Source organism: Acinetobacter sp. YH12095 (assembly GCF_013419245.1).
Lineage (GTDB): Bacteria > Pseudomonadota > Gammaproteobacteria > Pseudomonadales > Moraxellaceae > Acinetobacter > Acinetobacter towneri.
The window spans coordinates 40,020-59,154 of the sequence record NZ_VPAL01000015.1; the positions used below are offsets into that span (position 1 = coordinate 40,020).

At 42.6% G+C, this 19,135-nt stretch carries 17 protein-coding genes and 1 pseudogene; 11 read left to right on the top strand and 7 right to left on the bottom strand.

Annotated features, from left to right (window positions below; all coding sequences use genetic code 11):
- Positions 1 to 96: 96 nt before the first annotated feature.
- Complete coding sequence (locus tag FTU35_RS10350) at positions 97 to 339, bottom strand: SlyX family protein (protein ID WP_004976120.1); 243 nt, start codon at positions 337 to 339, stop codon at positions 97 to 99.
- Between the two features lie 35 nt (positions 340 to 374).
- Here FTU35_RS10350 and FTU35_RS10355 point away from each other — a divergent pair, with 35 nt between their 5' ends.
- From FTU35_RS10355 to FTU35_RS10365, 3 genes are all read left to right on the top strand, one after another.
- Positions 375 to 2,282: an ATP-binding cassette domain-containing protein gene (locus tag FTU35_RS10355; protein ID WP_004976119.1), complete on the top strand. Its 1,908-nt coding sequence runs from the start codon at positions 375 to 377 to the stop codon at positions 2,280 to 2,282.
- A 141-nt stretch (positions 2,283 to 2,423) separates the two neighbouring features.
- On the top strand, positions 2,424 to 3,359 hold the full coding sequence (locus tag FTU35_RS10360) for a lauroyl acyltransferase (RefSeq protein WP_154321067.1): 936 nt from the start codon (positions 2,424 to 2,426) through the stop codon (positions 3,357 to 3,359).
- A 24-nt stretch (positions 3,360 to 3,383) separates the two neighbouring features.
- A complete protein-coding gene (locus FTU35_RS10365) occupies positions 3,384 to 4,496 on the top strand; it encodes a glycosyltransferase family 4 protein (RefSeq protein ID WP_004976117.1) in 1,113 nt (370 codons plus the stop codon).
- A 337-nt stretch (positions 4,497 to 4,833) separates the two neighbouring features.
- Here the strand turns inward: FTU35_RS10365 and FTU35_RS10370 are convergent, their stop codons facing one another.
- Complete coding sequence (locus FTU35_RS10370; protein WP_104853024.1) at positions 4,834 to 5,961, bottom strand: endonuclease/exonuclease/phosphatase family protein; 1,128 nt, start codon at positions 5,959 to 5,961, stop codon at positions 4,834 to 4,836.
- A gap of 189 nt (positions 5,962 to 6,150) precedes the next feature.
- Between FTU35_RS10370 and asd the strand changes: the two genes are divergently transcribed.
- From asd to truA, 5 genes are all read left to right on the top strand, one after another.
- On the top strand, positions 6,151 to 7,269 hold the full coding sequence (gene asd / locus FTU35_RS10375) for an aspartate-semialdehyde dehydrogenase (RefSeq protein ID WP_004976115.1): 1,119 nt from the start codon (positions 6,151 to 6,153) through the stop codon (positions 7,267 to 7,269).
- A 169-nt stretch (positions 7,270 to 7,438) separates the two neighbouring features.
- Positions 7,439 to 8,857 (top strand): FimV family protein, encoded by a 1,419-nt coding sequence (locus FTU35_RS10380; protein WP_228274478.1) that lies wholly within the window; start codon positions 7,439 to 7,441, stop codon positions 8,855 to 8,857.
- Positions 8,858 to 8,923: 66 nt separating this feature from the next.
- Positions 8,924 to 10,273: a fimbrial protein FimV gene (locus FTU35_RS10385; RefSeq protein ID WP_131261052.1), complete on the top strand. Its 1,350-nt coding sequence runs from the start codon at positions 8,924 to 8,926 to the stop codon at positions 10,271 to 10,273.
- Positions 10,274 to 10,319: 46 nt separating this feature from the next.
- Positions 10,320 to 11,300: an asparaginase gene (locus FTU35_RS10390; RefSeq protein ID WP_154321069.1), complete on the top strand. Its 981-nt coding sequence runs from the start codon at positions 10,320 to 10,322 to the stop codon at positions 11,298 to 11,300.
- Between the two features lie 12 nt (positions 11,301 to 11,312).
- The gene (truA, locus tag FTU35_RS10395) at positions 11,313 to 12,110 is read left to right on the top strand and encodes a tRNA pseudouridine(38-40) synthase TruA (protein ID WP_180064718.1); all 798 of its coding nucleotides are present in this window, start codon (positions 11,313 to 11,315) and stop codon (positions 12,108 to 12,110) included.
- Between the two features lie 132 nt (positions 12,111 to 12,242).
- Here truA and FTU35_RS10400 read toward each other — a convergent pair whose 3' ends face one another.
- Positions 12,243 to 13,250: an AraC family transcriptional regulator gene (locus tag FTU35_RS10400; protein WP_004976104.1), complete on the bottom strand. Its 1,008-nt coding sequence runs from the start codon at positions 13,248 to 13,250 to the stop codon at positions 12,243 to 12,245.
- Between the two features lie 230 nt (positions 13,251 to 13,480).
- Between FTU35_RS10400 and infA the strand changes: the two genes are divergently transcribed.
- Positions 13,481 to 13,702, top strand: a complete 222-nt coding sequence (infA, locus tag FTU35_RS10405; RefSeq protein WP_001284370.1) for a translation initiation factor IF-1 — start codon at positions 13,481 to 13,483, stop codon at positions 13,700 to 13,702.
- A gap of 158 nt (positions 13,703 to 13,860) precedes the next feature.
- Positions 13,861 to 14,271, top strand: coding sequence for a hypothetical protein (locus FTU35_RS10410; RefSeq protein WP_154321071.1), 411 nt, complete (start codon positions 13,861 to 13,863; stop codon positions 14,269 to 14,271).
- 114 nt (positions 14,272 to 14,385) lie between these two features.
- Here the strand turns inward: FTU35_RS10410 and leuB are convergent, their stop codons facing one another.
- The 4 genes from leuB to leuC all read right to left on the bottom strand — a co-directional run bounded on the left by leuB (position 14,386) and on the right by leuC (position 18,367).
- Positions 14,386 to 15,465: a 3-isopropylmalate dehydrogenase gene (leuB, locus tag FTU35_RS10415; RefSeq protein WP_004976098.1), complete on the bottom strand. Its 1,080-nt coding sequence runs from the start codon at positions 15,463 to 15,465 to the stop codon at positions 14,386 to 14,388.
- Positions 15,466 to 15,504: 39 nt separating this feature from the next.
- A complete protein-coding gene (locus FTU35_RS10420; RefSeq protein ID WP_154321072.1) occupies positions 15,505 to 16,068 on the bottom strand; it encodes a hypothetical protein in 564 nt (187 codons plus the stop codon).
- A gap of 102 nt (positions 16,069 to 16,170) precedes the next feature.
- A complete protein-coding gene (gene leuD, locus FTU35_RS10425) occupies positions 16,171 to 16,821 on the bottom strand; it encodes a 3-isopropylmalate dehydratase small subunit (protein WP_004976094.1) in 651 nt (216 codons plus the stop codon).
- Between the two features lie 97 nt (positions 16,822 to 16,918).
- Complete coding sequence (leuC, locus tag FTU35_RS10430) at positions 16,919 to 18,367, bottom strand: 3-isopropylmalate dehydratase large subunit (protein WP_004976092.1); 1,449 nt, start codon at positions 18,365 to 18,367, stop codon at positions 16,919 to 16,921.
- A gap of 276 nt (positions 18,368 to 18,643) precedes the next feature.
- Between leuC and FTU35_RS10435 the strand changes: the two are divergent.
- Positions 18,644 to 19,135 (top strand): annotated as a pseudogene (locus FTU35_RS10435) (RNA-guided endonuclease TnpB family protein); the annotation flags it as partial.

The window sequence follows — 19,135 nt, forward strand, 5'->3', positions numbered from 1 at the left end:
ATTCAGGCACAGCAGCCGAGCATTACAGCGGGAAGTACAGCAAAGGTCAAATTAAAATCAGCACGGAAACCAATACCGTTGATTAAGTACGATTGATTAATAGTGTGGTGGGCGATTGGTCATCGGGTCAAATGGTGCAATCCCATCCGACAAATCTGCCGACTCTACCCGCTGATATAACAACTGCATTTGTTTCTTTAAATCAGCAATTTCCAGACTTTGATGAACCACTTGTTCATTCAATTGCTCAACTAAATCGTCCAAAAATGCAATTCGCACTTGCAAATCTTCAATGGGTGCGGAAAATGACGCCTGATCATCTATACTTTGTTTAGTCATTTCAAATCCTCATTTGAGATTTTTTAGGAAACACTATGGCCTATATTACTTTAAGGGATGTCCAACTCGCATTTGGTGGACCTGCCTTGCTCGACGGCGCGAATTTTAACCTAGAACGTGGCGAACGAGTGTGTTTGATTGGCCGTAATGGAGAAGGTAAGTCTACTCTACTTAAACTGATTGAAGGAAGTTTACTGCCCGATGCAGGTGAAGTGTCTATTCAAAATGGCATCACCATTGCCATGTTGGCGCAAGATGTGCCCATGGATTCAGGCAAAGTCGCCGATATTGTTGCTGATGGTGCAGGCGAAGCTGCTGCAGTATTAAAAGCCTATCACGAAGCCAGTGATGCCTGTGTATTGGGCGATATGGATGCCTGTGACCGTATGGGGAACTTGCAACACAAGCTAGATCAGCTTGATGGCTGGGCGCTAGAAAATAAGGTCAATGCCATTTTAAGTAAAATGGGACTTGATCCAAATGCCGACTTGGCCGATTTATCGGGTGGACGTAAACGTCGTGTGTTGTTGGCACGTGCCCTACTCACCCAACCTGACGTATTGTTGCTAGATGAACCAACCAACCACTTAGATGTGGAAAGTATTGAATGGTTAGAAAAATTCCTACTCGATCAAAATAATTTAACCCTGCTGTTTATTTCGCATGACCGTGCTTTTGTCGATAGTATCGCCACCCGCATTGTTGAGTTAGATCGTGGTGTATTACGCAGCTACGAAGGCAACTATTCACGTTATTTAGATTTAAAAGCACAGCAACTTGAAGCTGAAGAAAAACAAAATGCGCTGTTTGATAAAAAACTGGCCGAAGAAGAAGCATGGATTCGTCAGGGCATTAAAGCACGTCGTACCCGCAACGAAGGACGTGTGCGTGCTTTAAAAGCTTTACGTGAAGAATCCAAAGCACGTCGCTTCCAACAAGGCAAAGTCAATATGGCAGCGCAGGAAGCCAATCGCTCAGGTAAACTGGTCTTTGATATTGAACATTTACAAGTGGCCTTTGGCAATCAAGCTCCAATTATCAAAGACTTTTCAACATTGGTATTACGTGGCGACCGTATTGGTTTAGTTGGTGATAACGGTGTCGGTAAAACCACTCTGATTAAAGCCATTTTAGGTGAAATTGAGCATGGCGGCTCTGTCAAAACAGGAACACAACTGGAAATTGCCTATTTTGACCAATTGCGTAACGTCTTGGATTTGGAAAAGTCGGTCAAAGATAACGTGTCTGAAGGTTCAGATTTTGTTGATGTGAACGGACAACGTCGTCATATCTATAGTTATTTACAAGACTTTTTATTCTCACCAGAACGTGCGCGCACGCCTGTTAAAGCCTTGTCTGGCGGTGAACGCAACCGTATTTTACTGGCAAAATTATTACTCAAACCATCTAACCTGATAGTGATGGATGAGCCGACCAACGACTTGGATATGGTCACTTTAGAATTGCTTGAGGAAATGCTCAGCGACTATAAAGGCACCTTATTGCTGATTTCACACGACCGTGCCTTTATGGACAACGTGGTGACTTCAACTTGGGTATTTGATGGCAAAGGCAATATTGATGAATATATTGGCGGCTATCAGGACTATTTGCAGCAACGCCCAGACCAAACTGTGGTTGATCAAAAAAGTGATGTTAAAAAAGCCGTTGCCAAAGCCGAAGCGGCTGCAGCAGCACCAACGGCTAAAAAAGTAAAATTGAGCTACAAAGATCAACGTGCTTTAGAGCAGTTGCCAGGTGAAATTGAAGCACTGGAACAGGAACAAACCGAATTGGCTGAAAAACTGGCGGATGGTTCTTGGTTTGTAACAGATGCCAATGCAGCCACCAAAGCCTCACAGCGTTTGGCTGAAATTGATGAAGAACTGCTGGAAAAACTGGAGCGTTGGGACGAACTGGAAAACTTGGCGAATGGTAACTAGGGTCTATTGACACTTCGTCTACGCTTGTCCTGAAAGACTTCGCAAAACCGTTTTAAGCATCTTTCCCATTGGACGGATGCTTTTAAATTTTAAAATCGGTTCGTGCTAAACTGCAACGATACAACACTTTACACGGTCATTATGAGTCAACACACTGAATATCAACCAGGCGAATTTCAATGGTCTTTCCTGTTGCCAAAATATTGGGGCATCTGGATTGGCATTGTCTTCCTGATGATTTTAGCCATTTTGCCGTGGGCGATTCAGTATCGTTTGGCGCAGCTTTTAGGCAATCTTGCCTTTAACAGCATGAAGTCACGTCGCGTAACTACGTTACGGAATTTGGAAGTGTGTTTTCCTGAATGGAGCGAGGCTGAAGTACAAGAAAATGCTCGCCAAGTCTTTGTTGATCAAATGCTGGGCGTATTTGAAACCTTAAATGCGTGGTACTGTCCACAGTGGTTTAAAGGACGTACTCAGGTTGAAGGTTTAGAACATATTCAGCAAGCCCAAGCAGATGGTCGCGGGGTTTTATTGTTAGGTACACATTCTACTCTGCTAGATGCAGGCGGCTATGTCTGTGCGCAATATTTTGACCCCGATGTGGTCTATCGTCCACAAAACAATCCATTACTGGACATGCTGATTTACCGTTGTCGCGCCACCATTTACGGTCATCAAATTGACCACGATGACATGCGTGGTTTAATCCGTCACTTAAAAAATGGTCGTGCCATTTGGTATAGCCCAGATCAGGACTTTGGTTTAAAACAAGGTGTTATGGCGCCATTTTTTGGCGTGCCTGCTGCGACAGTTACAGCGCATCGTCGTTTACTTAAAATGACCAAAGCCGCAGCAATTCCGTTATATTTTTACCGTACAGGTGAGCTTTCCAACCCTCAATATAAAGTCTTGATTGAACCTGAACTGCTGGATTTCCCAAGCGCAGATGAAGTTGCAGATGCAACGCGCACCAATTTCATTATTGAGCAGCAATTACGGATCGCTCCTACCCAATATATGTGGTTTCATCGTCGGTTTAAGAGCCGCCCCGAAGGTTATGACAGTATTTACTAATCTGTACGGCAGAAGGAAAGATTCATGAAAGTCATGCAGTTATTACCCGAATTAAACAGTGGCGGTGTAGAACGCGGTACGCTCGAAATCGCCCGAGCCTTGGTCGCTCAAGGACATACGTCATTGGTGGTGTCGAATGGCGGACGGATGGTTAACCAACTCGAAGCTGAAGGTTCCACTCATTTAAAGTTAGCCATCCACAAAAAATCATTATCAAGCTTGTGGCAAATCCGTCCTTTACGCCAACTGATTATGCAACATCAACCTGATATTGTGCATGTACGTTCCCGCGTACCTGCATGGCTAACTCATTTTTCCCTAAAAGGTATTCCAGCCGAAAAACGTCCACACTTAATTTCAACTGTACATGGTTTTTATTCAGTTAACCGTTACAGCCAAATTATGACCCAAGCGGAAAAAGTGATCGCAGTTTCTGACAGTGTAGTCAAATACATTCGTGATCATTATCAAAACTGTCCACCTGAAGATATTGTCCGTATTTATCGTGGAATTGACCCTGCTGCATTTCCGCACGGGTATCAACCTTCGGCACAATGGATGCAACAAACCTATCAAGATTTCCCAGAACTTGAACATAAGTTTTTAATTTGTTTGCCGGGACGTATCACCCGCTTAAAAGGTCATGAAACATTGATTGATCTAATTGCGAAATTAAAAACCCAGTATCCACAGATTCATGCTGTTGTTGTAGGCGGTGCAGATGTTAAAAAAGCAGCTTATTTACAGGAACTGGAACGCAATATTCGGGATAAACATCTGACCGAAGCGATAACCTTTGTTGGACACCGTTCTGACATTCGCGAGTGGCTTGCGTTTAGCGATATTGTACTTTCACTTTCCAATCAGGCGGAAACCTTTGGACGCACTGCACTTGAGGCTTTATCTGTAGGAACACCTGTGATTGGCTGGAACCGTGGTGGTGTGGCTGAAATTTTGTCACAACTGTATCCGCAAGGGCTCATCGCAGCAGATGACCAAGTGGCTTTATTCAATGCAGTGCAATTGCATCTGGAAATACCGCAAAGTGTCACCCCTGTTGAATTGTTCAGCTTGGCAGATATGTGTCATCAAACCTTAGATTTATATCAGCAAGTTTTGCAGTCAAAACACACCTAAAGCCTTAAAACTGAATCGAGCTGATTGAAATTTAATTTGTTTAAAAACAATGAGAATGAAAAAATAAGCCCTAAAAAATCATCGCCCGAGTTCTACATCCTGTAAAACTCGGGCTCATGAGGTTGTGCTTTCAAAACTTATTGTTATTTTGTTGTGTGGCGTTCCTTACCTACATCATATCCTTGATGTTTATCCCTCAGCGTCGTCTTCCTTAATGGGATATTCCGTTCCCGAGTCCTTGTGCTGATGAATTAATCTTAACCAGATCAGTCAGAATAAACCATGCGTCATGTGCCTAAATCCGTGTAAGCCATTTCGTACACTTTTCGTTTAATTTCTAAACCGATTTATCCTGTGCTTTATACGGTTGTGCAATTTCATCGGTCACCAGTTTTTCTTCTTGCTCTGCTTTTTCAATCCCATCCTGAATCGCCTGTTGTGCTTCCTGCTCATCGGCATCGGTTTGCGGCAGTTCTTCCTGAATTCGATCAAACACCCGCCCAGTTTGCAATACCACATACACAGGAAAATGATCTGAACCAATATGTGCTAAACGCTGCATATCTACCAATGCAAAATCTGTACTATGAAATACATGGTCTAATGACCAACGCAGTAAAGGATAATCGGCATGAAAGGTATTGATATAGTGCCGCCCTACGCGCGGGTCGAGCAAGCCACTGATTCTTTGAAACAAGCGCGTAGTCCGCGACCATGCCACATCGTTTAAATCACCCATTACGATACAGCTTTCATCTAAATCTTTGATTTGATCGCCTACAATCAACAATTCGGCATCTCTTAAAACTGAATCTTTGGCTTCGGTAGGACTTGGTGGTTTAGGATGCAAACAATACAACTGTACAGGCTGCCCCGAAGGCAAAATCACACTGGTATGAATGGATGGAATTTCATCGCTGAGAATAAATTTGATCTCACTGTCTTTTAATGGCAAACGGCTATACAAATGCATGCCATATAAATTATCTAAAGGTGCAGCGACCCGATAAGGATAATCGGCTTCAATCACAGACAAGGCTTTCTGCCAAGCCAAATCAGATTCTAGGGTCAACACCAAATCTGGTTTTAAGGCTTGAATATGTTCAATTAAAAGATGATATTTTTGATTTGGTGTCAGGACATTGGACACGATTAATGAAATCTGTTTTTCAGGATTTAGCTGTTCTGGACGAACTTGTTTGACCTGTTTTTTCCACAGCAAGGTGTAGGGCAAGACCATTTTGAGCTGATAAGCCAAAGCCGCAATCAACCCAATTAAAATCACTTGGCTAGACACATCCCACGTCTGCTCCCAAATTAGGAGCAAAACAAAGGCAATGATGCCCAAAACCAAGATCTGTAAACGTGGAAAATCTGCGCCCCGAATCCACCATTCATCACGCGGAATCAGTGACCAAAAACTTAACCAAATGACTAATATTGCAAGCCCTTCTACCCAAATCATCTTGCTTTACTCTTTTGTATTTTTTGTCGTTTTTACATGAAAACCAAAGTTATCAATTTTGTATGTAACACAAACAAGAGATTTCACTCAATAATACTCATGTTTTGTTCATGTAATGCTTGCAGTTGCGTCCCCTTTTGATAGACTTATATTCCTTTATTGTTTTTTAACGCACCGAGGCAAAGTGACATGAAAGTAGGTCTGGTCGGTTGGCGCGGGATGGTGGGTTCCGTCCTTATGCAACGTATGGTTGAAGAAAATGATTTTGCTCATTTTGAGCCATTCTATTTCTCTACCAGTAATGCTGGCGGTGAAGCACCAGCGTTTGGTGGTAAGACTGCCCCAGCACTTATGGATGCAACAGATATTGAAAGTCTGAAGCAAATGGATGTCATTATTACCTGTCAAGGTGGTGATTACACTTCTGCCGTTTTCCCGAAGCTTAAAGCTGAAGGATGGAATGGTTACTGGATTGATGCTGCATCTACCCTACGTATGGATGATGAAGCGATTATCGTACTTGATCCAGTCAACATGAATGTCATTAAAGATGGCTTGGTGAATGGCACCAAAACATTTGTGGGCGGTAACTGTACTGTTTCACTCATGTTGATGGGCTTGGGTTCATTATTCCAAAACAATTTGGTGGAATGGGCAACTTCAATGACCTATCAAGCAGCTTCTGGTGCAGGTGCGCAAAACATGCGTGAGCTGATCACAGGCATGGGCTACTTGTATAACAACACCAAAGACTTGTTGGATGACCCACGTTCACCAATTTTAGACATCGACTCTAAAATTGCCGAATTACAACGTGGCGAAGGTTTCCCATCGGCAAACTTTGGTGTGCCTTTAGCGGGTTCTCTCATTCCATATATCGACAAACAGCTTGAAAGCGGTCAGTCAAAAGAAGAATGGAAAGGTCAGGTTGAAACCAACAAGATTTTAGGCAATCAGCAGATTGTTCCAATTGATGGTCACTGTGTGCGTATTGGCGCAATGCGTTGTCACTCTCAGGCAATCACATTGAAGCTGAAAAAAGACGTTCCACTGAACGAAATTGAAGATATGATTCGTCAATCAAGCCAATGGGCAAAAGTGGTACCAAATACACGCGAAGCATCAATGACCGATCTTACCCCAGTTGCAGTTACAGGGACTTTAACAGTACCTGTTGGTCGTTTACGCAAAATGAACATGGGTAAAGAATACCTTGGTGCATTCACTGTAGGTGACCAATTACTTTGGGGCGCAGCAGAGCCATTACGTCGTATGTTACGCATCTTAATTGATTACAAAAATGCTTAAGCTTCGTCTTGAGCACTGAATCATTTTTGATTCTGTGATCAATCTCAACAAGCCAGTCAAATTTGACTGGCTTTTTTATGTAATCAACGTGTTAATATTTTACAATCGACCTACAACTCGCTACTCTATCCTTTTCGCCTTGCGATAAATGACCGAGCTAACAATTAAGATGACTGTATATAACAAATTAAAGATCGCCATTTTATCTATTTTGGCTTCACAGCAAATGTATGCAATGAATGTTGACCCGATTCAAATTCAGTCAACAACTGGGGAATTGCTCTATGCCGAAATCAACTTTCGTCAATCGAATGTGAATGAAGCGATTGATGTTAGTTTAGCTACGGCCGAAGATCTGATGTCGATTGGTGCGAGCCACCGTCCGCCTGGTCATCTTAACTTTTTTACACGTCGTAACAGCAATGGTACAGGGGTTATCACCATTACCTCATCTCGACCTCTAACCGAGTCTGAGTTGAATATTGTGGTCAAAATTAAAGAAGGCAATGCAACCCGCCTGCAACATATTCGCACCCCATTAAAACGCAGTGCACCTGCGCCATTGGCCGCTATGCAACGTAGCAATGAACAAGCTTTAATGCCTGTTATGATTGTCAATGAGCAAGATATTGCTTTAAATTTACCTGTAAGTACGGCCTATCAGGTTAAAACACCCAAAGCAATTGAACAACAGGCTTTTGAAGCACCGCTAACCATTAAACGCAATACACCGCCTGCGTTAAACCATCAAGCAGTAACAGTGATTCAAACTGCGCCAAGCCGTAGCGCAGCGAGTGAAAATACGACTGTTGCTGCTCCAAAAGCAGCGCCAGCAAAAACAAATAACAACCCAACACCGACAGCATCTACAGCCACCACTTCAGTCACTGCACAACAATCGGCTGATCCATTGGTACAAAAATTTGCTGAACAGCAACGCACGAAGCAACTGGCACAAACTCAGCCTGCTGCTGCCGTGAAAAAGCCTGCACAAACAGCGGCTGCACAGGCTAAACCAAGCCCTGCCACAGCCATGCCTGCAGTCAATACCCAACACGTGGTGCAATCGAATGAATCATTATGGGCAATTGCCTCACGCATTGCGGGTGAAAATAACCGCCCTGTTGCTGAAGTGATGCAGCAAATTAAAGCCAATAATGAGCATGCTTTTATTCAAGGCGATGCCAATCGTTTGCGTCGTGGTGCGACCTTAAATTTACATGCACAAGCTAACTCTAAAACAGAGAAAAAAGCCGCAATTCCAAAACCAGAAACGGCCAGTACACCACAATCAGGCAAAGCCAAATATCGTTTAAATCAAGCAGAAATGAGCCTCGTGGCAGAGAATCAACAGGACTCCACCCACGGTTCTGCCAAGAAGAACACACAATCCACACAAACTTCGGGTGACTTGTCATTAAAAGTTATGACATCCCGTGAGAAAACCGTTAAATTACAGAGAAACGTAACAGAATTAGAATTGGCATTACGTCAGAAGGATCACAGAATTCAATTACTCAACGCGCGCCTTGCTGAACTGCAACAACAATTGCAAAAACAACAAGCCGCAAATAAGCCAAAACACTAAATGTTACACACAATGATTTTTTTGGGATAAGGTCAAACAGGGACCACATCCTCAAGGGGTATAAACATGCTGATTTATGTGATTCCGTTTATTTTATTACTGGTGATCGCAATTTTCTTGAAAAAGCGTGAAGCAAGTAAAGAAGCCGAACCAAGCAACAAGAAAACAGCAGCGCCAGCCAAAACCAGTGGCAAGAAAACCACAACTACCAAAAAAGTTGCCCAGAAATCGGTGGTGGTTGAAGAGGTTGTTCCAACTCCACAACACTCTACCCCTGTCCCTGTAAAAATCCAAACTAACATTGAAAACCTGATCAAAGAGCGTAATTTCTTTGCTGCAGAAGCGCAAATTAACCAAGCATTAAAACGTGATAACTCATTGCATGGTTTGTATTTGTTATTGCTTGATATTCATTTACAGCAAAAAGATGAGTTTGCGATTGATCAATTACTCAATCATATACGCGCTTTGGGCCTTGATGATATTTTGGTTCAAGCAGAAGCTCAAAAACAAGTATTTGATGAGCAAAACAACAAAGCAATTGATGGGATTGATTTTCAACCAACGACTCCAGCGGATTTAGAATCGGCTCCTGTTGAACAAAAATCAACTGCTGATTTTGATGCCCTCATACAATCAAAAGATGATATCTCTTCTGATAGCTCTTCTTTTGACCAGTTACAGCACGAACTAACTTCAAATAAAACAGCAGCACCTGAAGCAGCTTTAGAATTTGATACCTCATCGTTAAATTTCAGCCCTGCTGCTGCACCTGTAGAAAAAGCAGCTGAGCCTGAAGTAAAAGCAGAACCTGCTGCTTTAGACTTTAATTTTTCTGTAGATACTGCACCAGCAACAGAGAAAACTGAAACACCCGCAATTACTCCTGAGCCAAGTACAAGTGCTACAGAAGCAGCCCAACCGCTTGAGTTTTCTTTTGATTTAGAACCGAATAAAACTGAAATAGTAGCATCTGAAACACCAGCAAATGCACCTGCTACAACTGAAGCCCCAAGTTTAGACTTTGACTTTTCAACAACAGAAACCCCTGCGACTGTTGAAGCAAAAACTGAACCTGCAACACCTGATTTTAATTTCACATTTGACAATACGCCTGCTGCGGAAACCAATCTTCAACCTACAACTGAACCAGAAATCATTGCTGCACCAAGTATTGCACTTGAACCTGCTGCAACCGTTGTCAGCACAGATGTTGATCTGAATGATCCATTGGTGAAATCATTCCCAGACTTATCTCAAGTGGATGAAATTCAGTTGAACTTAGACTTAGCGAGCCAATATGTAGAGTTAGGCGCTTATGATGCTGCGAAAGCTTTACTTAGCGAACAAGGCGCAAATTATTCTGCTGAACAACGCCAACGTGCCGATCAGTTACTGAATCAAATCGCTTCTTAATTCAAATCAGATTAAGATAAAGCAGTCATTCTTGACTGCTTTTTTTATGATGAAAAAAATTGCGTTAATCTATATGGGCGGCACTTTTGGCTGTGTCGGTGAACCACTAAGCCCAATGCCTGCCGAGCAATTCCTGCCACGCTTGGCACAGGTCTTGCCCCTAAATTTAGAGATTGAATGTTTTGTTGCCCCTGTCATTAAAGACAGTAGTGCCTGCACAGCAGCAGACTGGTTACAGCTCATTCAATATATTCAAAAATTACAACAAGATAATTTTCAACATTTCGTCATTTTACATGGGACCGACACCCTCAGCTACGCCTGTGCAGTCTTGGCACGTTTTTTAGCGCAAAGTACCCATGTCATTCTCACGGGTAGCCAATATCCCTTACTCAATGCCCAAGGCACAGATACCCGTGAATTTAGTGATGCCTTGGACAACCTGAATTTTGCTTTACAACAGATTCATCAAGTGACTCAGGGCGTATATCTCGCCTTCCATCATCAACTGATTCATGCCGCAACGGCACTGAAACAACACACCACCGAGTTAAATGCATTTATAGGTCAGTCCGCTTTGGTTTGCACGGAGAGCAAATCGCAGAATGAGCCAGCATTCAACATTAGCTCTCAACATATTGAAAAAGCCCAGCACTTTAACTGCCTGAATTGGATGTTGCAGCCAATTGCCATTTCTGCTTTGGTCGATAATTTAAAAGCCTTACAGCAACATCCCCCACACTGCCTGATTTTACAGAGTTATGGCACAGGCAATATGGCAGTCAATGCCGAAGTGATTGCGTTAATTCAGGCCTTGCAAGCTCAACAATGTGCCGTCATTCTCACCACACAAGTCACTTTTGGTGGCATGCAACAACGCTATGCGATCAGCCAGTGGTTACAGGACAGCAAAATTTTAATCAGTGATTGCCAAAGTCACGCAGATCTTTATGCCAAAGCCTTAAAAATGTATTTACAATACGACAGCCTTGCACAGTGGTATGCGCATTGGCAGTCTTCAGTGTGATTTGAGGTGATTATGCAGCGTTTTGCAATCGGAATTGAGTTTTGTGGCATTCGGTATCGGGGTTGGCAGACCCAGCAAGCAGGCGTACCTAGTGTGCAGGAAACCATTGAAAAAGTTCTGAGCAAAATTGCCGATGAACCCATTATTTTACATGGTGCAGGACGTACCGATGCAGGCGTGCATGCAACCAATATGGTGGCACATTTTGATACGCATGCCATTCGCCCTGAACGCGGTTGGTTGATGGGTGCCAACAGCCAACTACCCAAAGACATTGCAATTCAATGGATTAAAACGATGAATATGGACTTCCATGCTCGTTTTAAGGCTCAGGCACGGCGTTATCGCTATGTCGTGTATAACAATCCACAACGCCCTGCCTTGCTGCACAAACAAGTCACTCACGCTTATTATCCCTTAGATGTCGATAAAATGATTGCGGCTGCGCAGAAATTTGAAGGGACACATAATTTTGAAAGCTTTCGTGCCGCAGCGTGTCAGTCCAATCAGCCTGTCCGTCATGTCAGCCATTGCCGCTTAATTCGTCACGGCAATTATTTAGTGTTAGATATTCAAGCCGATGGTTTTTTGCATCACATGGTTCGCAATATCATGGGTTGTCTATTGGAGATCGGGCAAGGTTTGTATGACATTGCACATATTGACCAAATTTTTGCAGCTCAAGACCGTAAAGCAGCAGGAATTACTGCCCCGCCAGATGGCTTGTATTTTATTCAGGCACATTATCCTGAACAGTATGATTTACCGAAAGTTCCTTTAGGGCCACATTGGTTAAACATGCCGGAATAATTTAATCCCTCCCGACCTCCCTTTTCCAAAGAGAGGAGCTCCATTTCGAGGCGTTAAAAACGAAAGTCCCCCCCTTTGAAAAAGGGGGATTTAGGGAGGATTCTGTTTAGGAAAGGTTTTAAATTTTCAAACTTAACGCTGTTTACGTTTTCTATATTCCACTGGAGTTTCATTGGTCCAGCGTTTAAAAGCACGATAAAAAGTACTTGGCTCTGAAAAACCCGTTAAGTACACAATCCGCTCCACGCTTTCATTGGTATTCGATAATAATCGTTTAGCCAGACGACAGCGATAATCGGACAGAATTTGCTGAAAACTGGTATTGGCTTCGCTCAATTGGGTACGCAAACGGCGTGGCGTGATATTCAATTGCGCCGCTACTGTTTCCAATGTCGTTTCACCGCTTTCTAAAGTTGAACCAATGGCACGGCGTACTTCACCAACCAAGTCATAACGCGCCAGCTCCTGCAGCTTTTCTAATGCCAACTGTTCGTGTAATTGCAATAACTCAGGTTCTGCCTGCCACAGTGGATAATCCAAAATACTCGGATCAAAATACAAACGCGTTTCTTTCTGCCCCAAACTCACAGGACATTCAAAGACACGGAAATATTCATCATCTGCAGCACCATCACTAAAGTTAAAGTCAATATAAATAGGCTGAAAACGACCTTCGGTAATGAATTTAAAGAAGCGTAAAACACCCGACATGGCGCATTCAGAAAAATGACGATTGACGATATTTTCTGACCACGGCTGCACGCCATTGGTTAAATAGCAGCGTCCATCTTCCACCACCAATTTGGCATCAAAAGCATCACTAATCAGGCGTTGATAAGCCAAAGCACGTTTTAGGCCTTCACCAAAGTTTTCTGAAGAAATAAACAAATGTTCAATCACCTGCCCGCGATAAAGTGGCAAATGTTCCCCCAGATGTAAACCAATATCAGGGTCTTTACTGACTTCCTCAGCCGCAACCCAAAACGCATATTGTGCATTTAAAGGCGTACGTTCATTGGCTTCGACCTGATTTAAGGCCACACCTGCTTTTGTTAAAATATCTTCGGTTGGCAACCCCGCACGACGAATCGCTTGGTAGCCTAAACGCAATACAACCGATGCATCAGTTAGCTGACCCACGCAAAAACCTTCCTTGTATGTACTTCATTTATACTTAAAAAGATTGAAATTAGATTAACTGCGATTGACCGAACTGACAACCTACCCAAGCCCATTTTTACAGAAAAAGTATAAACCGATGATTCGCTTATTTTACTAACAGATGCGCTGTGTATAGGGTAAAGCATCTTGTTTTTTTCAGAAAAATTGCCTATAATTTGCGCCTTTCCAATTTGATACTCAGGTAGGCTATGGCCAATAAAGAGGAACTCATCGAGTTCGAAGGCGTTGTCACCGAAACGCTTCCTAATACTATGTTTCGTGTACGTTTAGAAAACGGTCATGAAGTGATTGCTCACATTTCTGGTAAAATGCGTAAACACTATATTCGTATTTTAACAGGCGACAGTGTGAAAGTTGAAATGACACCTTACGACTTAACCAAGGGTCGCATCACTTATCGCGCACGCTAAGTTTTAGAGTAAGCTAAAGCCACTTTCGGAGTGGCTTTTTTACGTTCACTTAAAAAAATTCTGTTTAGCCTTTAATTCGTCCCCGCCGCTTATCGAATCACCACATTCTTTTCTTGCATTGCCTTCTACAATAAAGTTTTGAGCAAGGGAGAAAAAGCATGTTATTTCGATCCTGCGTTGCTTGTATAACAGGTCTTTTTGCGCTCAGTTTAGTGGCGTGTAGTAGTAATCCACCGCATTCCACTTTAAACCGCGATGCGTATTTACAGCAATTTATTGGTCAATCTAGCCAATATATCCTGACCCATTTGCAATTAAGCCAAATTGGCTATCAACAGCTTGGTACAGCTCAAGCTACCCCTCAATTGCTACATTACCGTATCATTATTCGTCCTGTACGTGTTCCGATCCCTATGGCGCTGCATCCCACTACAGGTATTGGTGCTGTTCCGTTAAATATCGGTATCCCGAGTCATGAAAGTTACGATGTTGCACTGACTTGTGATTTGTATTTTCGCCTACAGCAGGGTATTGCTACCGCAGTGTATGTTTCGGGACAACGCTGTTAAGTCTCCTAGCTAAAACACTCTGAAAGTACAAAACCAATAAAAAAACGCAGCCCGAAGACTGCGTTTAATGATTTGATTTTGAGCTGTAAGCGATAGGTTAAATCGCTTAAATTTTTAGTTGAGTGCCGTAACGACTGCTTGACCCATTTCAACAGTACCAACTTTATTCATGCCTTCAGACATAATATCGGCAGTACGTAAACCTTGATCTAATACATTGCCTACTGCATCTTCAATGGCTTTTGCTGCCGCTTCTTCGCGGAAGGTGTAACGTAACATCATTGCCACAGAAAGAATGGTTGCCAATGGGTTTGCCAAGTTTTGACCTGCGATATCTGGCGCTGAACCATGGCAAGGCTCATACATACCTTTGCCATTTTCGTCTAAAGATGCAGATGGCAACATACCAATAGAACCTGTCAACATCGCCGCTTCATCAGACAAGATGTCACCAAACAAGTTACCTGTCACCAATACGTCAAATTGTTTTGGCGCGCGTACCAATTGCATCGCTGCGTTATCGACATACATGTGCGACAAGTTGATTTCTGGGTACTGTTCTGCATGTAACTGAGTCACGGTTTGCTTCCACAATTCAGTCACTTCCAGTACGTTGGCTTTATCTACCGAACATACTTTACCGCCACGCAATTTCGCCATTTCAAACGCTACTTTTGCAATGCGTTTGATTTCTGACTCAGCATATACGTCGGTATTAAAACCTTGTTTTTCACCATTTTCTAATTCACGGATACCACGTGGCTGACCGAAATAGATACCACCTGTCAATTCACGCACGATTAAGATATCTAAGCCTGATACGATTTCAGGTTTTAAGCTTGAAGCATCTGCCAATTGTGGATACAAAATTGCAGGACGTAAGTTAGCAAATAAATTGAGTTCTGAACGCAATTTTAATAAGCCACGCTCTGGACGGATTGAACGCTCAATGTTGTCCCATTTTGGACCACCAACTGCACCCAATAAAATTGCATCGGCTTTTTTCGCTTGCTCAGATGTCACTGCTGGGTACGGTTCGCCATGTGCATCAATTGCAGAACCACCCAATAAACCTTGTTCCCAAGTCAAACCCAAATTGAATTTTTCATTGACACGTGTCAGCACTTGTTCAGCAGCTTTCACAATTTCTGGACCAATGCCGTCACCAGCTAAAATCAAAATATGTTTTGACATGAGAGTTTCCATTGTTCATGACAGTCAAAGACTGTGGGATTAAATTTTTTGTTCTACAAACTCACCCAAGCCATTTAAGACATTGTAGGGTTTGCAAAAACGTCGAATGGTTTTGTTGTTTTGCACCAAATCTACACATAAAGGATCTGGCGCAGACACATTTAATAAGCTGCCTTTAGTACGACTTCGATCACGATACATTCTAAAGGTATATTTTTGCTTGGCATTAAACTTATGAATTACATGCAGTTTTTCTGCACGATCTTTAGAAATGGGATAAAAGCGAATCACCAATTCATGTTGTTTAGGCGGTACAGATAAATACAAGGCATTGGATTTATTTAAGGATGATTCCTGTAAACGCACTAAACCCTCCTGAATGGCAGCACGTGTAACACGATGTTTTTCTGCATCGACAATTGTGACCGTATTTAAACGCTCAAACTCACAATCATCTGTACCCGCACAGTAAATCAGTGCATTGGATTTGCTTTGTTCAGTTTCTTTCACCTGTTTAATGCGTGCTGTATTCCACGTTTGGCATGCGCTTAGCATGGTGATACATAATCCAATGACAGCAAGCCGACCGAAAATTTTAGTCATTGTTCGCGCCCAACCTCACCTGTTAGATACAAAATATAAAAATTATTATGTGCCGATGTTAGCAAGAGTTAGGCAGCGATGCTATGACAAATTTCAGCGAATTTATGCCTGAATTTCGGCAAAAACCCATGGACGCGACTGCTTAGTTTTCTCTTCATAAGCACGAATGTCATCGGCTGCTTGTAATGTTAAGCCAATATCATCCAAACCATTCAATAAACAGTGTTTACGGAATGGATCTACTTCAAATTTAAATGCCGTACCGCTTGGTGTACGTACTTCTTGTGCGTCCAAGTCGATGGTTAATTGATAGCCTTCAGTCGCCGCACACTCTTTAAATAATTGCTCGACCTGCTCTTCAGACAAGATCACAGGCAACATGCCGTTTTTAAAGCAGTTATTGAAGAAAATATCGGCAAAGCTTGGTGCAATAACGGTACGGAAACCATATTCATTCAATGCCCAAGGTGCGTGCTCACGGCTTGAACCACAACCAAAGTTGGCACGTGAAATTAAGATTGAAGCACCCTGATAACGCGGCTGATTCAATACAAACTCAGTATTAATCGGACGTTTTGAGTTGTCCTGACCCGGATAACCTTCATCTAAATAACGCAATTCATCAAATAAGTTATCGCCAAAACCTGTACGTTTGATAGATTTCAAAAACTGTTTTGGAATGATTAAGTCTGTATCGACATTGGCACGGTCTAATGGTGCAACGATACCTTGTTCAACGGTATATTTTTTCATGTTTAATTCTCACTGAATCCGTAACCTCTCCCTTGCCCTCTGCTATAGCGAGAGGGAACGCCATCTCTCTGAGAGAAGGCTGGGATGAAGGCATAACTTAGAATGAACGTACGTCTACAAAATGACCTGCGATTGCTGCCGCAGCTGCCATTGCTGGACTCACCAAATGGGTACGACCACCGTTACCTTGACGACCTTCAAAGTTACGGTTTGAAGTCGATGCACAGTGTTCACCCGGTTGCAATTTGTCTGCGTTCATTGCCAAGCACATTGAACAACCTGGTTCACGCCATTCAAAGCCTGCTTCTACAAACACTTTGTCTAAGCCTTCTTGTTCCGCTTGTTGCTTAACTAAACCAGAACCCGGAACCACCATCGCCTGTTTAATGCTTGCTGCAACTTTACGACCTTTAATCACTTCAGCGGCTGCACGAATATCTTCAATACGCGAGTTGGTGCATGAGCCAATAAATACGCGGTCTAATTGAATATCTGCCAAAGACTGACCTGCAGTTAAGCCCATATATTGATAAGCACGCGTCCAGTCATTGCGCTGTACATCATCTTTCGCCTGCTCTAAAGTTGGTACGGCTTGTGATACTGGAATGACCATTTCAGGTGAAGTTCCCCAAGACACTTGCGGCTCAATTTCTTCGCCTTGTAATACCACTACGGTGTCAAAGTGCGCGCCTTCATCTGAGTGTAAAGTATTCCAGTAAGCAACTGCTGCATCCCATTGCTCGCCTTTTGGTGCATAGTTACGACCTTTCACGTATTCAATGGTTTTGTCATCCACAGCGACCATACCTACGCGCGCGCCTGCTTCAATCGCCATATTACATACTGTCATACGTCCTTCAATCGACATATCACGGAATACTTGACCACCAAACTCAATCGCGTGACCTGTACCGCCTGCAGTACCAATTTTACCAATGATCGCTAAAACGACATCTTTCGGTGTAACGCCTTGACCTAATTTGCCATCTACACGCACTAGCATGTTTTTCATTTTCTTTTGAACTAAGCATTGGGTTGCTAATACGTGTTCAACTTCAGACGTCCCAATACCATGCGCTAAACACCCAAATGCACCGTGAGTCGCTGTATGTGAGTCACCACAAACTACGGTCATACCTGGCAAAGTTAAGCCCTGCTCAGGCCCAACCACGTGCGCAATCCCCTGACGGATGTCGTTGATGTCAAACTGCACCACGTTAAAGGTTTTACAGTTGTCATCTAAAGTTTGTACCTGAATACGTGAGGTATCATCTTCAATACCTGCAATACCGTCTGCACGTTCTTTCTTAGACGTTGGTACGTTATGGTCAGGCGTTGCCACGTTGGCACTTAAACGCCACGGCTTACGTCCTGCAAGTTGCAAACCTTCAAAGGCTTGTGGAGAAGTCACTTCATGCAATAAATGACGGTCGATATACAATAAAGCCGAGCCATCATCACGTTGAGTGACCAAGTGATCATCCCACAATTTGTCGTACAAAGTTTTTGCAGCTGGATTTTGTGCTTGTTGGTTTTCGCCTGCCATATCAGATCTACTCCACTGGACTGGGTAATTTTTTCATTAATTTGATTATAACCGCGAATTTGCATAAATCTAATTTATCATTTTTATTAATTTAAAAACTTTTAGGAATTATTTAGTTGTTTCTAGCAAAATAATTTTTATCCACTGGAGCGTAAAACCTCGTGGTTCAGCACGAGGATATAAGCGACTGGAGTAAACCATATGAACGACACGAAATGTCGTTTTAAATACTTGTAATATAGTCACTATTAAGAAAAATACTGTTAAAATAATTGGATGAAGACACTCAAATTACGCATAAAAGACAAACATTGCAAGGTGCTAAATCAGTTAGCATCCGAAGTAAATTTTGTCTGGAATTATGTCAATGATTTGTGTTTTAAGCATCTGCAACGTAAACAACAATTCTTTTCAGCATACGACCTTGCAAAATACACGAAAGGCGCATCGAAAGAATGCAACTTGCACAGTCAAACTATTCAGGCAGTGACAGAAGAATTGGTCACAAGACGCAAGCAGTTCAAAAAAGCAAAACTAAAATGGCGTGTCAGTAATAAAAAATCAGCTAGACGTTCGCTGGGTTGGATACCGTTTAAAAAGGTTGCAATCAAATATGCTGATGGCTATGTTCAATATGGCAGGCATCAATTTAAACTATGGGATAGTTACGGATTAAGTCAATACAATATCAAAACAGGCACATTCGTAGAAGATAGTCGTGGACGTTGGTATGTTTGTCTTGTAGTTGATGCAGTCAAAATAGAAAAA